The 12,725-nt window shown below is 61.4% G+C and carries 17 protein-coding genes; 5 read left to right on the top strand and 12 right to left on the bottom strand.

Features of this window, described 5'->3' with window-relative positions:
- Positions 1-97: 97 nt before the first annotated feature.
- On the top strand, positions 98-1,180 hold the full coding sequence (locus NCG91_RS03325; protein WP_251348564.1) for a YeiH family protein: 1,083 nt from the start codon (positions 98-100) through the stop codon (positions 1,178-1,180).
- Positions 1,181-1,286: 106 nt separating this feature from the next.
- On the top strand, positions 1,287-1,928 hold the full coding sequence (locus NCG91_RS03320) for a LysE family translocator (RefSeq protein ID WP_034786115.1): 642 nt from the start codon (positions 1,287-1,289) through the stop codon (positions 1,926-1,928).
- Here NCG91_RS03320 and NCG91_RS03315 read toward each other — a convergent pair whose 3' ends face one another.
- Complete coding sequence (locus NCG91_RS03315) at positions 1,929-2,696, bottom strand: alpha/beta fold hydrolase (RefSeq protein WP_251348563.1); 768 nt, start codon at positions 2,694-2,696, stop codon at positions 1,929-1,931.
- Between the two features lie 86 nt (positions 2,697-2,782).
- Here NCG91_RS03315 and NCG91_RS03310 point away from each other — a divergent pair, with 86 nt between their 5' ends.
- Positions 2,783-3,541 carry an AraC family transcriptional regulator gene (locus NCG91_RS03310; protein WP_251348562.1) on the top strand — a complete coding sequence of 253 codons (759 nt, stop codon included), beginning with the start codon at positions 2,783-2,785 and terminating at the stop codon, positions 3,539-3,541.
- Here the strand turns inward: NCG91_RS03310 and NCG91_RS03305 are convergent.
- The 10 genes from NCG91_RS03305 to NCG91_RS03260 form a co-directional block, all read right to left on the bottom strand.
- Complete coding sequence (locus NCG91_RS03305) at positions 3,538-4,179, bottom strand: CatA-like O-acetyltransferase (protein ID WP_070279767.1); 642 nt, start codon at positions 4,177-4,179, stop codon at positions 3,538-3,540. The genes NCG91_RS03310 and NCG91_RS03305 overlap by 4 nt on opposite strands.
- A gap of 98 nt (positions 4,180-4,277) precedes the next feature.
- Positions 4,278-4,604, bottom strand: a complete 327-nt coding sequence (locus NCG91_RS03300) for a hypothetical protein (RefSeq protein ID WP_251348561.1) — start codon at positions 4,602-4,604, stop codon at positions 4,278-4,280.
- Positions 4,605-4,683: 79 nt separating this feature from the next.
- Positions 4,684-5,556, bottom strand: a complete 873-nt coding sequence (locus NCG91_RS03295; protein WP_251348560.1) for a hypothetical protein — start codon at positions 5,554-5,556, stop codon at positions 4,684-4,686.
- Positions 5,557-5,696: 140 nt separating this feature from the next.
- A complete protein-coding gene (locus NCG91_RS03290; RefSeq protein WP_251348559.1) occupies positions 5,697-6,092 on the bottom strand; it encodes a DUF5071 domain-containing protein in 396 nt (131 codons plus the stop codon).
- A 13-nt stretch (positions 6,093-6,105) separates the two neighbouring features.
- Entirely contained in the window at positions 6,106-7,323 is a 1,218-nt protein-coding gene (locus tag NCG91_RS03285; protein WP_251348558.1) for an MFS transporter, read from the bottom strand.
- 38 nt (positions 7,324-7,361) lie between these two features.
- A complete protein-coding gene (locus NCG91_RS03280) occupies positions 7,362-7,988 on the bottom strand; it encodes an energy transducer TonB (RefSeq protein WP_251348557.1) in 627 nt (208 codons plus the stop codon).
- Positions 7,989-8,130: 142 nt separating this feature from the next.
- Positions 8,131-8,418, bottom strand: coding sequence for a pentapeptide MXKDX repeat protein (locus tag NCG91_RS03275; protein WP_099667818.1), 288 nt, complete (start codon positions 8,416-8,418; stop codon positions 8,131-8,133).
- Positions 8,419-8,501: 83 nt separating this feature from the next.
- Positions 8,502-9,233, bottom strand: a complete 732-nt coding sequence (locus NCG91_RS03270) for a molybdopterin-dependent oxidoreductase (RefSeq protein ID WP_435526473.1) — start codon at positions 9,231-9,233, stop codon at positions 8,502-8,504.
- Positions 9,234-9,282: 49 nt separating this feature from the next.
- Positions 9,283-9,879, bottom strand: a complete 597-nt coding sequence (locus NCG91_RS03265) for a cytochrome b/b6 domain-containing protein (protein WP_251348555.1) — start codon at positions 9,877-9,879, stop codon at positions 9,283-9,285.
- Entirely contained in the window at positions 9,879-10,685 is an 807-nt protein-coding gene (locus NCG91_RS03260) for a DUF1223 domain-containing protein (protein WP_251348554.1), read from the bottom strand. The genes NCG91_RS03265 and NCG91_RS03260 overlap by 1 nt, the downstream gene beginning before the upstream one ends.
- A 130-nt stretch (positions 10,686-10,815) precedes the next feature.
- Between NCG91_RS03260 and NCG91_RS03255 the strand changes: the two genes are divergently transcribed.
- Positions 10,816-11,400: a sigma-70 family RNA polymerase sigma factor gene (locus NCG91_RS03255; protein WP_251348553.1), complete on the top strand. Its 585-nt coding sequence runs from the start codon at positions 10,816-10,818 to the stop codon at positions 11,398-11,400.
- Positions 11,397-12,044: an NrsF family protein gene (locus tag NCG91_RS03250; protein WP_251348552.1), complete on the top strand. Its 648-nt coding sequence runs from the start codon at positions 11,397-11,399 to the stop codon at positions 12,042-12,044. The genes NCG91_RS03255 and NCG91_RS03250 overlap by 4 nt, the downstream gene beginning before the upstream one ends.
- A gap of 88 nt (positions 12,045-12,132) precedes the next feature.
- Here NCG91_RS03250 and NCG91_RS03245 read toward each other — a convergent pair whose 3' ends face one another.
- A complete protein-coding gene (locus NCG91_RS03245; protein WP_251348551.1) occupies positions 12,133-12,522 on the bottom strand; it encodes a GNAT family N-acetyltransferase in 390 nt (129 codons plus the stop codon).
- Positions 12,523-12,725 lie beyond the last annotated feature (203 nt).

The following is a 12,725-nucleotide window of genomic DNA, read 5'->3' as shown; positions in this document are numbered from 1 at the left end:
TATCTAATCGGTTAAAGATACAAAAACAATCCGTTTTACCATTTAATCGACGAACTGTACAGTCATGCCATACGAACCAGGAACCACGGAGTACGGTATGTCATCCCTCTCAACAAGCAACACAACAAGTTTCAGCGACCGTTATGGCCGCCTTCTCCCCGGCCTGCTGCTCAGCGGCGTGATCGCCTGGGGCGCCATTCAACTGGGCAAGCTGGAATGGATGCAAAGCCACGGCATGAGTGCCCTGACCTTGGCCATCATGCTGGGCATTGTGCTCGGCAATAGCGTGTATGGCCGCCTGGCGCCCACCTGCGGCGCGGGTGTGACTTTTTCCAAACAGACATTATTACGGCTCGGCATCATCCTGTATGGCTTTCGTTTGACCTTCCAGGACATCGGTCAGGTGGGCCTGGCCGGCATCGCCATCGACGCGCTGGTGCTGGCGTCCACGTTTGGCCTGGCCATGTTCCTTGGCACCACCGTATTCAAACTGGAACGCAACAGCGCCATCCTGATCGGCGCGGGCAGCTCGATCTGCGGCGCGGCGGCCGTGATGGCGACCGAGCCCGTCGTCAAGGGTCGCAGCGAAGATGTCACCGTGGCCGTCTCGACCGTCGTGGTCTTCGGCACCATCGCCATCTTTTTGTATCCATTGCTGTACCAGCTGAATCAAGGCTGGCATGTGCTGGCGGCAACACCGTCCGCCTTTGGCGTGTACATCGGCTCGACCGTGCATGAAGTGGCGCAGGTGGTAGCGGCCGGCAAGTCGATCGGGCAGGAAGCGGCGAATGCGGCCGTGATCGCCAAGATGGTGCGCGTGATGATGCTGGCCCCCTTCCTCGTCATCCTGTCGGCGGTGCTGGCGCGCGGCAAGGCCAAAGGTGGCAACGGCGGCCACGACAAGGCGGCCAAGCTGGCCATCCCCTGGTTCGCCTTCATCTTTATCGGCGTGGTGGCATTCAATTCGCTGGGCCTGCTGCCAGCGGGAACAGTCGCCACCATCACCGAGCTCGACACAGTCTTGCTGGCGATGGCCATGGCGGCCCTCGGCTTGACGACGCACATGTCGGCCATCCGCCGCGCCGGCATCAAGCCCCTGCTGCTGGCCGGCCTGCTGTTCTGCTGGCTCATCGCCGGTGGCGCCGCCATCAACCATGTGGTGGCCAGCCTGTTTGCTTAAGGCGCAGCTTGATACAAGCCGGGGCCGCAGACGCGGGAGGCGAAAACTTCGTACAATATACGTGTTTTGACTCTCAATCCGGCTTCGGCCCCACCCAGGAACACCCATGCATCTCTCGAACTGGCTGCTTTTCTGCAGCGTCGCCCTGCTCGTCACGTTTTCTCCCGGTCCGGCCGTCTTGCTGGCCATCTCGAACGCCATCGCCGTCGGCCCGCGCCGCGCAATGATCAGCAGCATGGGCAATGGTTTTGGCTTGTTTATCATTTCCGGCGTGGCCATGGCCGGCATGGGCGTCGTGCTGGCCACCTCGGCCACGGCCTTCATGCTGCTGAAACTGGCTGGCGCCCTGTATCTGGTGTACTTGGGCATCAAGCAATGGCGCAGCAAGACCAGCGTCGTGGCCGATGCGCCCGTGGTGACCGGCACGGCGAATCCTAACTCGTTCTGGAAACTCTTCCGCCAGGGCTTGACGGTGGCGCTGACCAATCCGAAAGCGATCCTGTTCTTCTCGGCGCTGTTCCCGCAATTCATTACGCCGGGCGAACCGGTGGCCATCCAGTTCACCGTGCTGACGACTTCGTTTGTCGCCTGCGCCATGCTGGCCCACCTGTTCTACGCCAACCTGGCGCGCCTGCTGAAAACCCAGCTGGCCACGCCGGGCCGCGCCAAGCTGTTCAACCGCATCACGGGCGGCGCCTTCGTCTTGCTGGGCCTGAGCCTGCTGCGCCTGCGCGCCAAGGCGGCGTAACTAGTTCTTTTCCGTCAAAAACGCCTCGATGCTGGCCGCCAGGGCCAGCGGTGTTTCATTCATCGGATAGTGTCCCGCATTGCCCAGCACCTCCAGCCGGGCTTGCGGGTACCACGACAGATACGTGCGGCGCATCAGGGCCGCATCAAAGCGAGGGTCATGTTCCCCCACCAGCGCCAGCAACGGCAATTCCACGCACGCCGCCTTGATTTCTTCACTGAAATCCGTCTCGCTCCACGCGAGGAAATACGCGGCAAACGCGGCTGGATCCGAACTTTCCCACGAATACTGTGCCTTCCAGTCCAGCCAGGTGGCTGGCAAGCGCCCGCCCGTGCTGCGGTCGATGATGGCGCGCCGCGCCGCCACGCTATCGGCGGCCGCGAGAAACGTCGCGCGGGCGGCCGCATCGAAGGCCACGCCGCAGCAGGGCACGGGCGCCACGGCCACCAGTTTGCGCAGGCGCAAGGGGGCCAGCAAGGCCAGCCGTTCCAGCGCCATGCCCCCCATGGAGTGGCCTATCACGCTGAAAGTGGCAAAGCCGAGCGCATCGGCCAGCGCCAGCGCGTCGCGGGCGACCTCGTCCATCGAATACTCACCCTCTGCGCCACGCATGCCGCCATAGCCGCGATTGTCCATGAAGACATAGCTGAAAGCGCCGCCGTCGAGACCCGCTTCCATCGGGGAAAAAGCGTTGGCGTCGCCAAACCAGCCGTGCAGGACGATGACGGCGTGGGGACCATGGCCCACGCGATGACAGGTATTGTGCATGTTCACTCCGGAAAAAGAGTGTGATGGTAAGCGGACGGCAAGCGGCCCGCTTTCGATGCCAGGTCAACTACTGTAGAGTATGGGCCATGGATAATTTTTATACGGAAGTACCGCGTCCATTGATCGCCACGGCACGCGACTATGCTTCTGGCGCAATGTTTCCCAGCCACAGCCATGCGCGTGGGCAATTTGCGTATGCGGCACGCGGTGTCATCAGCGTGCACACGCCGCAAGGCAACTGGCTGGTGCCGCCGCAACGCGCTTGCTGGGTACCTGCCCAGCTATCCCATGGCATGCGCATGCATGGCGCCGTGACCATGCACAACGTGTTTATCGACGCACCGGCCATTGCAGGGATGGGCTTGCCGTCCCACTGCCAGGTACTGGACGCTTCGCCGCTGCTGCGCCAACTGCTGGCCGAGGCCGTGACGGTCGATGGTTTGTATGCGGAACAATCGCGGGCCGGACGGCTGATGGCCTTGCTGCTCGATGAAATTGCCGCCGCCAGGCCACTGCCCCTGAGCGCGCCTCTGCCGCAGGAACCGCGGCTGGCACGGCTGTGCATGGACTTGCTGCGGCAACCGAGCCTGGACAGCAGCCTAGATGCGATGGCGGCGCAGGCCGGCATGAGCCGGCGCACCTTTACGCGCCAGTTCCGGGCCCAGACGGGGCTGGCCTTTGCCCAGTGGCGCCAGCAAGCGTGCCTGCTGGCGGCCATCGCGCGGCTGGCGGACGGGCAAGCCGTCACCCGCGTGGCGCTCGACCTCGGCTATGCCAGCCCCAGCGCCTTCACGGCCGCCTTCCGCCGCGTGCTAGGCCAGGCACCCAGCGATTATTTAGCCTAGGACATGATGGCAGCGATGCGCTGCGACAATGCCTGCGCCAGTTTCTGCACATGGTAGCCATCGACAAATCCATGGTGGGCTTGCGCGGAAAACGGTATGCGCATGCGGCCGTCCGCTTGCGCGGGGCCGAACTTGCCCCAGGTAAAGGTCGGTATGTCGGCGTCGCGGTGACGGTGGATCGGGTGTTCGATGGCCGCCAGCTCCAGCCATGGCAAACAGGTGATAAAGATATTGTTGCGCTGCTCGCGCTCACTTTCGCCCTCGCCCGTATTGATCAGCGCGGAACTGGCTTCGGCAATGCGCTTGGCTTCCAGGCTGCGCGCGATGAACAGGTCGAGCTGGTCCGTCATCGCGAAACGCGTGTAATTGAGGTTTTCATCGCCGTTGATGACGGTGTACGAAGCGGGAAAATCGTCGATCCGTATCACCTCGCCCTGATAGATGCGGTACATGAAGTTGTCGATGTCCCTGACCGTATTGAGCAGGCAAAACAGGAAAAAGTGAAACACGGGAATTTTCCGTTCCCTGCACCAGGGCCGGAAATCCGGCACGTCGAGCTGGAAATTGATGTTGACGAGGGGATTGTCAAACGCCCGGAACAAGTCATAGCGGTCGCGCCGCTTTTCAAAATTTTTCATGCGGCGAGTGTAGACGATGGGGGGACTGGCGGGCAAGTCATGCCGTATCGGCTTGCCAGTAACTTATCAATGCGACATGCAGCACCAATCGCTGCCTGTTATTCCTCACTGCGGCTTGACTGCCTGGCGCGCAAATCAAGAAAAACATGCCCCAGGATTTTTCTGCCGTGTATATCGACGATCACAGTCAGATAAGTATCATCGCGGGGAACGGGAATGCCGATGTGCTGAAACTTTCCATCTGACGACTCATAAATATGCGCGGCCTGCCAATTCCAGTCCGCGGCGTCGCCAAAGTCACTCCCGATGACCAGATCGGCATATGCCCAAAGATCGACGACTTCCCTGGCGGTCTCGGTCACCTTCAGCATGGGTGCATGGAAGGTTTTTTGATATTCGTCATTCGACAGTAAATGTGTTTTCATTTTTTATCTGCATTTGGCCGCCGACCGGGATAAGCCGGTCGCAAGCCTCCCCGTATCGGGAGGCTTATTTCCGCCGGAATTACGACGCTTGATTAATCTCGTCGTCTATCATATTGGCGAACAGGTCGAAACTCAGGATACCCGTGCCGATGCATGAAAATACGGTCGTACCCGCCGCATCCTTGATCGTCAATCTCTCGGTCCAGTCATTCTGATTCATGCACTTCAGGCTGGCGCCAGGCCAGGTGACGCCGTCCACATGCAAGCCCTGCGCCGAGAAGGCCAGTTCCTGTGTCTTGACATTCAGGAAATTGCCGAACAAGCGTTTCTTGTATACCTCGCCGCTGCTGATGTAGCGGAAAGTCACGCGCTCGCCGTCCGCCAGCTTTTGCTTCAAGACGGGCATGCGGTATTCCAGGTAACGGGAGCGAAATTCGTCCATGAATTCGTCAAAGCGCTTGAGTTCCCCCGTAGCCCATATCCAGGGCTGGTCGGCGCCCGTGCGGTAGGCAAAGTTATTGATCATGCCGGTCATGGCGGTGGAGCCGCCGGCAAACAGATACAGATCCTCGATATCGGCAAAGGCGGCATAGCTGCGAATGCCGTTCAATTCATGCACCACACCGTCTTCATGCAATTCAAAACGGCTTTTCCGCCGCTTGAGCATTATCGCGCGCATGACCAGTACCAGCACGGCGAGCAGCAATAGAAAAGCCGCCGTGCCGTACAGAATAGTCAAATTGCTGTGCGTGCCCAGCTTGGCGCCATTACGCAAGGTCATGGCCTGCGTATCGGTCAGTGTTTTCTGAGGGATGGTCGTGCTCAGGTACAAGACAAAACCTGCCACTGCCGCCAGGATCGCCGCAAATACCGCAAACAGCCTAGGCACCATCTTGCCGTGAAAATACACGGCGAGTGCTTTATTGGTTTGCGGGATACTAAAATTGCCCATGTAATCTTCCTGTTAAATGATAGGGAGGGTTTTACAACCCGGAGGTCGAAATATATTCGGCCCGGATTGTCTCCTATCTATTACAGGAATGGCCACACACGCGCACATTCAATACTGATTTCTTACAATAATGCCCCTGATTACTGACCGGCCACAGTTATTGTCTGGCATTGCAGAATTTCCCGGGCCACCTCGGCCACGCCTTCTTCCCGTTCTCCCATTGTCGGTGCATGGGCGAAGCGTTGCAATTCCCCGTCCAATTCGAATGCCAGCTCCCGTGAATGACGCACGATGCCCTGCAATACATAATACTTCCATTGTTCGTCATTACCGGCCAGCACCGTTTTTATATAGGGGGCAAGGCGCGGCCCGATGCCGGCCAGATACGGCAGGAGCACGCCGGCCACGGGCCAGTTCACATCCTGCACCCATTCCAGGATCTGCGGCATGGCTGGATGGACTTCCTCCCAGCTCAAGGCGATCAGTGCTTGCGCGTTCGGCGTATCGTGTTTATCGCGCGGCAATGGCAGGCTCATGCGAAGCGTCCCCTCATGCGGTGCCGCCGTGCGCCAGGCCCCGCTGCACCTTCCACGCCAGCGGCAAGGTCAGCAGCAATACGGCCGCCAGCGCCAGCAAGGCCGTGTGCACGCTCGTCTGGTCGCCCAGCGCGCCGAACAGCACGGGCGACAGCGCCCCGCCGCCGATGCTGCCCGTGTAGAACAGGGCGAACGCATGCTCGCGCTTGCCGGGTTCGGCCAATTCCGGCACCACGCCATACAGCACGGATGAAGTGCCATTGAGCGCCAGCCCCAGCAAGGGCAGCATGGCCATGACGCCGGCCAGCGGCAGCCACAGGGCCAGCACGATCAGCAGCGAGGTCATCGATTCCGTCAGCCACACGGTCTTCATCATGCCGATGCGCGCGCCCAGGTAGCCGCACAGCAACTTGCCGAAGGCGCCGCCCACGAACAGCAGCGATAGCGCCACGCCGATGCCGGCCGTGCCCGCGCCCTTGCTTTTCAGCAAGAATGGCAAAAAGGTGAGAAAACCCATGCGCACGGCGCTGTCCAGGGTGCCCGTGGCCAGCAAGGCGCGAAAGCTCGCCTTCGAGCCGCTGCCGGCGATGGTCTTGCCCGCCTTCTTCGCGCCCGCCTGCAGCTCGCCCGGTTTCGGCAGCAGCCACCACAGCAAGCCGGCCGCCGCCAGGCCCAGCAAACCCAGCAAGGAGACGCTGGCTTGCCAGCTGCACACCAATAACAGCAAGCCCACCAGCGCGGGAATCAGGGTCTTGCCGATATCGCCGGCAAAGTTGTAGTGCGACAGCGCTTCCTTCACACCGCCGCCCGCCTCGTGCGTGTCGGTGACGATGGAAGACGCCAGCGGATGCTGCGTGCTGGCGCCCAGGCCGCCCAGCAGCAAGGCGATCAGCAAGACGGCCAGGCCGCCCGCCTGCCCCGCGATCAGGTAGGCGACGCCGGCCAGCGCCGTGCCGCCCACGAGCATGCGTTCGCGGCCCCAGCGCCTGGCCATGCGGCTGGCCAGCAGCTGGAAGCCGGCCATCATGCCCGAGTAGGAACCGCGCAACAGGCCCACCATGGCGTAACTGATGGCAAACTGCGCCTGCCAGATGGGCAGGAGCACATAGATGACATCCGTCAAGCCGTCATGCACGGCATGCGCGCTGCAGGCGGCGAACAGCGAGCGGCGGCGGATCGATTTGTCGGAGGGGGACGATGCGGTGGCAACAGCGGCGGATGGTTCGGTCATGACTTCGGCAGGAAAACGATGTGGACAGTGCAAGCTTACTACAGGGGCTGGCGGCGCAGCAGCACCTTGCCATACGTGCTCCAGCTACGCGTGCCGCCAACTTCAGGATCGATGGCAAAACGGCAACCCTGCACATAGGTAACCGCCGCCTCGACCAGTTCCGCTGGCAAGCCTGGCGCCTCGGCCACGATGCGTGCAGGGGCGCCTTCACTGCCGATAAACATGCGCAGCACGACGCCGCTGTCATTGCTGGCCGATTTGTCGAGATTGTTATAGCCCTGGACGCGCTGGGAAGGCTGGCAGCTGCCCGGTACCAGCAAGGGACGCAAGAGCTCGGCATCATCCAGGTCCCATACATATTGAACACTAAAATTTTCCTTGGCCGCTCTATCAGCAGGGAACACGCACTGCCGCACATTGCTCAGCGCCGCATCGTCCAAAACTTTCCACCCCGAACTGCGTGCCACGGATGCCGTTGCCACCTTGCCATCCTGCTCTACGGAAAAGCGCACGCTCGTTTTACCTTCCAGTTCATACAGGCGTGCCTCGTGCGGATACACTTGCGGCGGACAGGTCGCGCCCGGCATCGCCTGGCCAAGCCCGGGCAGGAAGGCCAGCACCGCTGCCGCACAGCGTAATGGGAAGCTTGCTTCATGCATCGGCATCGTTACTCCAGCAATTGCTATTAAATAAGTTTTCAATTTTAGCAAATTGCCATGAACACCAGCAAGCCGCTGGCGAAACGACGGCAGGCGCGCCACCCGGCGAGGATGGTGCGCCTGCCCATGCAAAACCTTGCTTGCCCGCTTACTTGGCCATCGCATCCTTGGCCATGCCATCCTTTTTCATCTCATCCTTCTTCATGCCGTCTTTTGCCATGGCATCTTTCGCCATGCCATCCTTGGCCATGTGGTCCTTCTTCATGTGTTTCTTCGCCATCGGCTTGTGCATGCCGTCCTTGCCCATGGCGTCCTTGTGCATGGCGTCGGCCGAGGCGTCCTTGGCCATGGCGTCTTTCTTCATGGCATCCTGGGCAAACGCGGCGCCCGACATGAGGATGGCGGAAGCAATCAGGGCGGTGATGGTGGTTTTCATGATATGTCCTTGTCTCTGGGTTATATGGGCGAGATTGCCCGGTGGTAAAGCTGTTGCCGTGCTACGGGTACTGCCAAAATTGTTCAAGAGCCGCCGAACCAGTTGTAGCCCTGATTCTCCCAATACCCTCCCGGATACGTATTCGTCACGAAAATGGCCTGGATGTGCTTGGGATTCTTGTAGCCCAGCTTGGTCGGCATGCGCAATTTCATCGGGTAGCCGTACTTGGGCGGCAATTCCTGGCCGTCGTAGCTCAGGGCCATGATGGTTTGCGGATGCAGGGCCGTGGCCATGTCGATGCTGGTGAAATAATCGTCGGCGCACTTGAAGCCGACGTATTTCGCCGTCGTGTCGGCGCCGACCCGCTTCAGGAAGTGGGAAAACGGCACGCCGCCCCACTTGCCGATGGCGCTCCAGCCTTCCACGCAGATGTGGCGCGTGATCTGGGTTTCCTGCGGCAAGGCGCGCAGTTGCGGCAGGGTCCACGGCTTCTTGTCGGCGATCAAGCCGCTCAATTCCAGGCGCCAGGCGTCGCCATCGACTTCTTCCACCTCGTCTTCGCCGTAATACGCGTTGAAGGGGAACGGCCGCGTGATCATGGAGTCCGGGTAGGTCGGCGCCAGTTTGGTCGGGTCGAACAGCCAGCCCTGTACCCTGTCGTTGAAGCGCGACACGGCCGCCAGGGCCGTCTCGATGCCGGACGGGTCGCTGACGTTGCAGCCGGTCAACAAGGACAAGCCGCCCAGGGTCAGGCTGCGCTGCAGGAACAAACGGCGCGACGGTTGCTTGATCTGGCGCAAGGCGTCGTCCAGCATGGCCTGGCCCTGCCTTGGCACGAGGATGGTTTTTTTCATGATCGTCTCCTTAGCGGCCGCGCAGCATGGCGACCAGGGTGCGCGGCACCAGCGCCACCATCAGCAAGTGCACGCCGACAAAGCCCGTCAGCAACGCCATGGCGATGAAGTGGACCCTGCGCGCACTCTCGTAGCCGCCGATGAGCTCGCGCAGCAGGGGAAATTGCACGGACTTCCACAGCACCAGGCCGGACAGCACCAGCACGATGCAGTCGAGCATCACGAACAGGTAGGCGGCGCGCTGCACCATGTTGTAGCGGCGCGGGTCCGCGTGGGCCAGCTTGCCTTTCAGGGCCGCCATGAAATCGGCCAGCAACAGGCGCGGCGTCAGGGGAAAGAACTGGCGCCGCAGCCGTCCCGAGACGATATTGATGATCAGGTACAGCAAGCCATTGCCCGCCAGCAGCCACATGGCGGCGAAATGCCATTGCAGGGCGCCGCCCAGCCAGCCGCCCAGGGTCAGCGCGCGCGGCAGCTCGAAGGGGAAAAATGGCGCCGCGTTATAGATGCGCCAGCCGCTGGTGGCAAGCACCACGACGGCCACGGCATTGAGCCAGTGCGTCAGGCGCAGCCAGGCGGGGTGGATCACGTTCGCTTGTCCGTTCATCACATCACTCCCTTCGCGCAGGATGCCGTGCTGACGGCTTGCAGGATGGCGCTGCTGTCGGGCCGCTGCACGAAGGCGACCACTTGCAGCTGCTCCGGGCGCCAGCTGGCGGGCAGGTTGACTTCGCGGCGCAGCCGGGCGTGGCCTTGCGCCAGCGCAACGGGTCCCAGCCACAGGCGCACGGCCGCATCGTGATGCAGGGTGGCGCCGCGGTTTTCGCCGCGCAGCACTTTCGAGACGATGGCGCTTTCGCTGATGGCCACGTACAGCTGGCCGCCCGTCTGCCCATCCGCCGCGCTGGCATTGGCTTCCAGCAATAGCTTCCCCCCCGGCCCCGGCGTGGCGGACAGGCTGATGTTGACGGGCGCGGCGGTCGCGTTGATGCGGCGGATGGCGGCCGGCAGTTGCGTATCCCAGCCGCGCAATTCCGTGCCGCCCACAAAGAATTGGGGCGTGTACGCCACGTGGCGGGGCTGGTGGCGCAGCAATTCGGCCTGGCGCGCATCGAATTGCGCCTGCGCCAGCGGGTCCGTCCAGCCGATCTGGTCCCAGTAGGTGACGTGCAGGGCCAGCGGCACGATCAGGCTGGCCGCCCCCGCTTCCTTGCGCAAGGCGTTCAGGCGCTGGTCGGCGGGCGGGCAGCTGGAGCAGCCTTCGCTGCTGTACAGTTCCACCAGCGCCGCCGTCTGCGGCCCGCTTTGCACGGCGCAGCGCTGGCCGGCCGCCAGCTGCGCGTACGCGGGTGCCGTCGCGGCCCACAGGCAGAGCGGAACGAGGCTGGCGGCAAGGCGGTGCTTGATATGCATGATGACTACCCGTTATAGTGAATGAAGAAGCGTGCTTGCCTGTCAATTCGCCGCAATGGCCGGATTGGTTACAGCCGCCGGCAAAATTAGTGATATTTATTTTTTTCAACGCCTGTCACCAAAGGCCTGCATGCAACGAATACCTGTAAGCGAGCACCTGCATGGCACGGAATTGCGGCTGCATGGCTTGATGCTGCGCGGGCTCGATGGCGATGCGGCCGCGTATCGCAGTTTCTTGCAGGCCAGCAGCAGCCATTTGCGCGCATTCCTGCGTCGCCGCCTGCAGCGCTGGCCGGACGAGGTGGAAGACCTGGTGCAGGAATGTCTGCTGGCCATCCACAACCAGCGGCTGACGTATGACACGGGCGTGCCGCTGACGTCGTGGATCCATGCGATCGCCCGCTATAAATTGATCGACTGGCTGCGCCGGCATGGACGGCGCGAGGCGCAGCACTTGCCGTACGACGAAGAAGATAGCGCGCAGGAACTGTTTTCCAGCGCCGATGCCGAGGCGGCCGAAGCCAGCCGCGACTTGGGAAAATTGCTGGCCAGCTTGCCGGCGCAGCAGCGCGACGCCATCGTGCATACCAAGCTCGACGGCTGGTCCGTGCGCGACACGGCGGCGGCCATGCAGATTTCGGAAGCCAGCGTCAAAGTGGCCGTGCATCGCGGCTTGAAGGCACTGGCAGCCAATTTGAGGATAACGACACCATGAAAACCGATGACTTGATCGCCATGCTGGCCAGCGGCCCCGACGTGGCCGCCGCGCCGCCCCCGGGCGCCCGCTGGCGCGCCGCGGGCACTTTGAGCGCCGGCGTACTGGGCAGCGTGGCGCTGATGGCCATGTTGCTGGGCGTGCGGCCCAACCTGGAACAGCTGGCCCGGTTGCCCGACTTCTGGATCAAGGTGGGTTTCGTCGCCTGCCTCTGCCTGGCGGCCTGGCAAGCCAGCCGCCGCCTGTGCATGCCCGGTGCGCCGACGCGCGCCCTGCCCCTGCTGCTCGCCCTGCCCCTGCTGCTGATGTGGGCGCTGGGCGCCCTCATCCTGCAGGAAGCCCCGGCCGGGCAACGCGCCGAGCTGTTCTGGGGCGCCACCTGGCGCAGCTGCCCTTTGCTGATCGCCACCCTTTCCCTGCCCATCCTGGCCGCCGTGCTGCGCCTGATGCGCCAGCTGGCGCCCACGCGCCTGCGCTTGGCGGGCGCGGCCGCCGGTTTTGCGGCCGGCGCCCTGGCGGCGCTCGTCTACTGCCTGCATTGCCCCGAGCTGGCGGCCAGCTTCGTCGGTTTCTGGTACGTGCTGGGCATGCTGGTGCCCACCGCCATCGGCGCGGCCCTTGGCCCCAGGGTGCTGGCCTGGTGAGCACTTGGCGTAGCTATATTGGGCTTCAACGCAGTATCCAGATCGAGATAACATGCAATAACTTCGGTATTGGTTTTGTCTACACCCACTAAGTATTCATCGGTGTCCAGCGCATCAAATAGTGATCGCCTTCCATGTGGTGTTCGACAACAGAAAATCCACGCTTCTCAAAAAATTCTTTTCGTTTTCTCGTTTCGCATTTGAGAATGATCGCGATATCGGGGGCTACTGATATCTTCACTTGTTCGATCAGTTTCGTCCCTACCCCCATTCGACTGCACTCTGGATGCACATACAAAAACATGAGGTCTGCTTCCTGAAAACCGATGCCAAAGCTGTGGCACCTCCCCTTATAGGCAATTGCAAAGCCTTCCTGTAGTCGTATGATGGCAAAAAATCCTCTGGCTAGATACTCGAGTACGTTGGCCGGAAATTCTTCGTCCTTATCACTACCAAATTGTTCGAAATTATCGTTCACAAAGTGGACAATATTTTCGACAGAAAACTACGTAAAATCAATCACATTCGTCCTAGTCATTATTCTGAAAATTGAATAAATATGGGAGCAAGCCTCATATTCAATTTAGTGCCATTTTAGGTCGGATGAATTTATCCGTTGGATCTTTCCGCATCATGGTCAAGTCACTCTCACTCAGAGCAAGAGGCGACTAAAAAACTGTC

Origin of the sequence: Janthinobacterium kumbetense, assembly GCF_023703445.1 — a bacterium.
GTDB lineage: Bacteria > Pseudomonadota > Gammaproteobacteria > Burkholderiales > Burkholderiaceae_D > Janthinobacterium > Janthinobacterium kumbetense.
Note: the sequence above shows the minus strand (reverse complement) of the source record. Positions and strands in the feature narration are given on the sequence as shown.

Coding starts and splice junctions, on each gene's coding strand:
- NCG91_RS03280 (WP_251348557.1), bottom strand. CDS start 7,988: ATGCCGATGCATGAAGCAAGCTTCCCATTACGCTGTGCGGCAGCGGTG.
- NCG91_RS03260 (WP_251348554.1), bottom strand. CDS start 10,685: ATGCATATCAAGCACCGCCTTGCCGCCAGCCTCGTTCCGCTCTGCCTG.
- NCG91_RS03250 (WP_251348552.1), top strand. CDS start 11,397: ATGAAAACCGATGACTTGATCGCCATGCTGGCCAGCGGCCCCGACGTG.
- NCG91_RS03305 (WP_070279767.1), bottom strand. CDS start 4,179: ATGAAAAATTTTGAAAAGCGGCGCGACCGCTATGACTTGTTCCGGGCG.
- NCG91_RS03270 (WP_435526473.1), bottom strand. CDS start 9,233: ATGCTGGACGACGCCTTGCGCCAGATCAAGCAACCGTCGCGCCGTTTG.
- NCG91_RS03320 (WP_034786115.1), top strand. CDS start 1,287: ATGCATCTCTCGAACTGGCTGCTTTTCTGCAGCGTCGCCCTGCTCGTC.
- NCG91_RS03255 (WP_251348553.1), top strand. CDS start 10,816: ATGCAACGAATACCTGTAAGCGAGCACCTGCATGGCACGGAATTGCGG.
- NCG91_RS03295 (WP_251348560.1), bottom strand. CDS start 5,556: ATGGGCAATTTTAGTATCCCGCAAACCAATAAAGCACTCGCCGTGTAT.
- NCG91_RS03265 (WP_251348555.1), bottom strand. CDS start 9,879: ATGAACGGACAAGCGAACGTGATCCACCCCGCCTGGCTGCGCCTGACG.
- NCG91_RS03325 (WP_251348564.1), top strand. CDS start 98: ATGTCATCCCTCTCAACAAGCAACACAACAAGTTTCAGCGACCGTTAT.
- NCG91_RS03285 (WP_251348558.1), bottom strand. CDS start 7,323: ATGACCGAACCATCCGCCGCTGTTGCCACCGCATCGTCCCCCTCCGAC.
- NCG91_RS03310 (WP_251348562.1), top strand. CDS start 2,783: ATGGATAATTTTTATACGGAAGTACCGCGTCCATTGATCGCCACGGCA.
- NCG91_RS03275 (WP_099667818.1), bottom strand. CDS start 8,418: ATGAAAACCACCATCACCGCCCTGATTGCTTCCGCCATCCTCATGTCG.
- NCG91_RS03315 (WP_251348563.1), bottom strand. CDS start 2,696: ATGCACAATACCTGTCATCGCGTGGGCCATGGTCCCCACGCCGTCATC.
- NCG91_RS03290 (WP_251348559.1), bottom strand. CDS start 6,092: ATGAGCCTGCCATTGCCGCGCGATAAACACGATACGCCGAACGCGCAA.
- NCG91_RS03300 (WP_251348561.1), bottom strand. CDS start 4,604: ATGAAAACACATTTACTGTCGAATGACGAATATCAAAAAACCTTCCAT.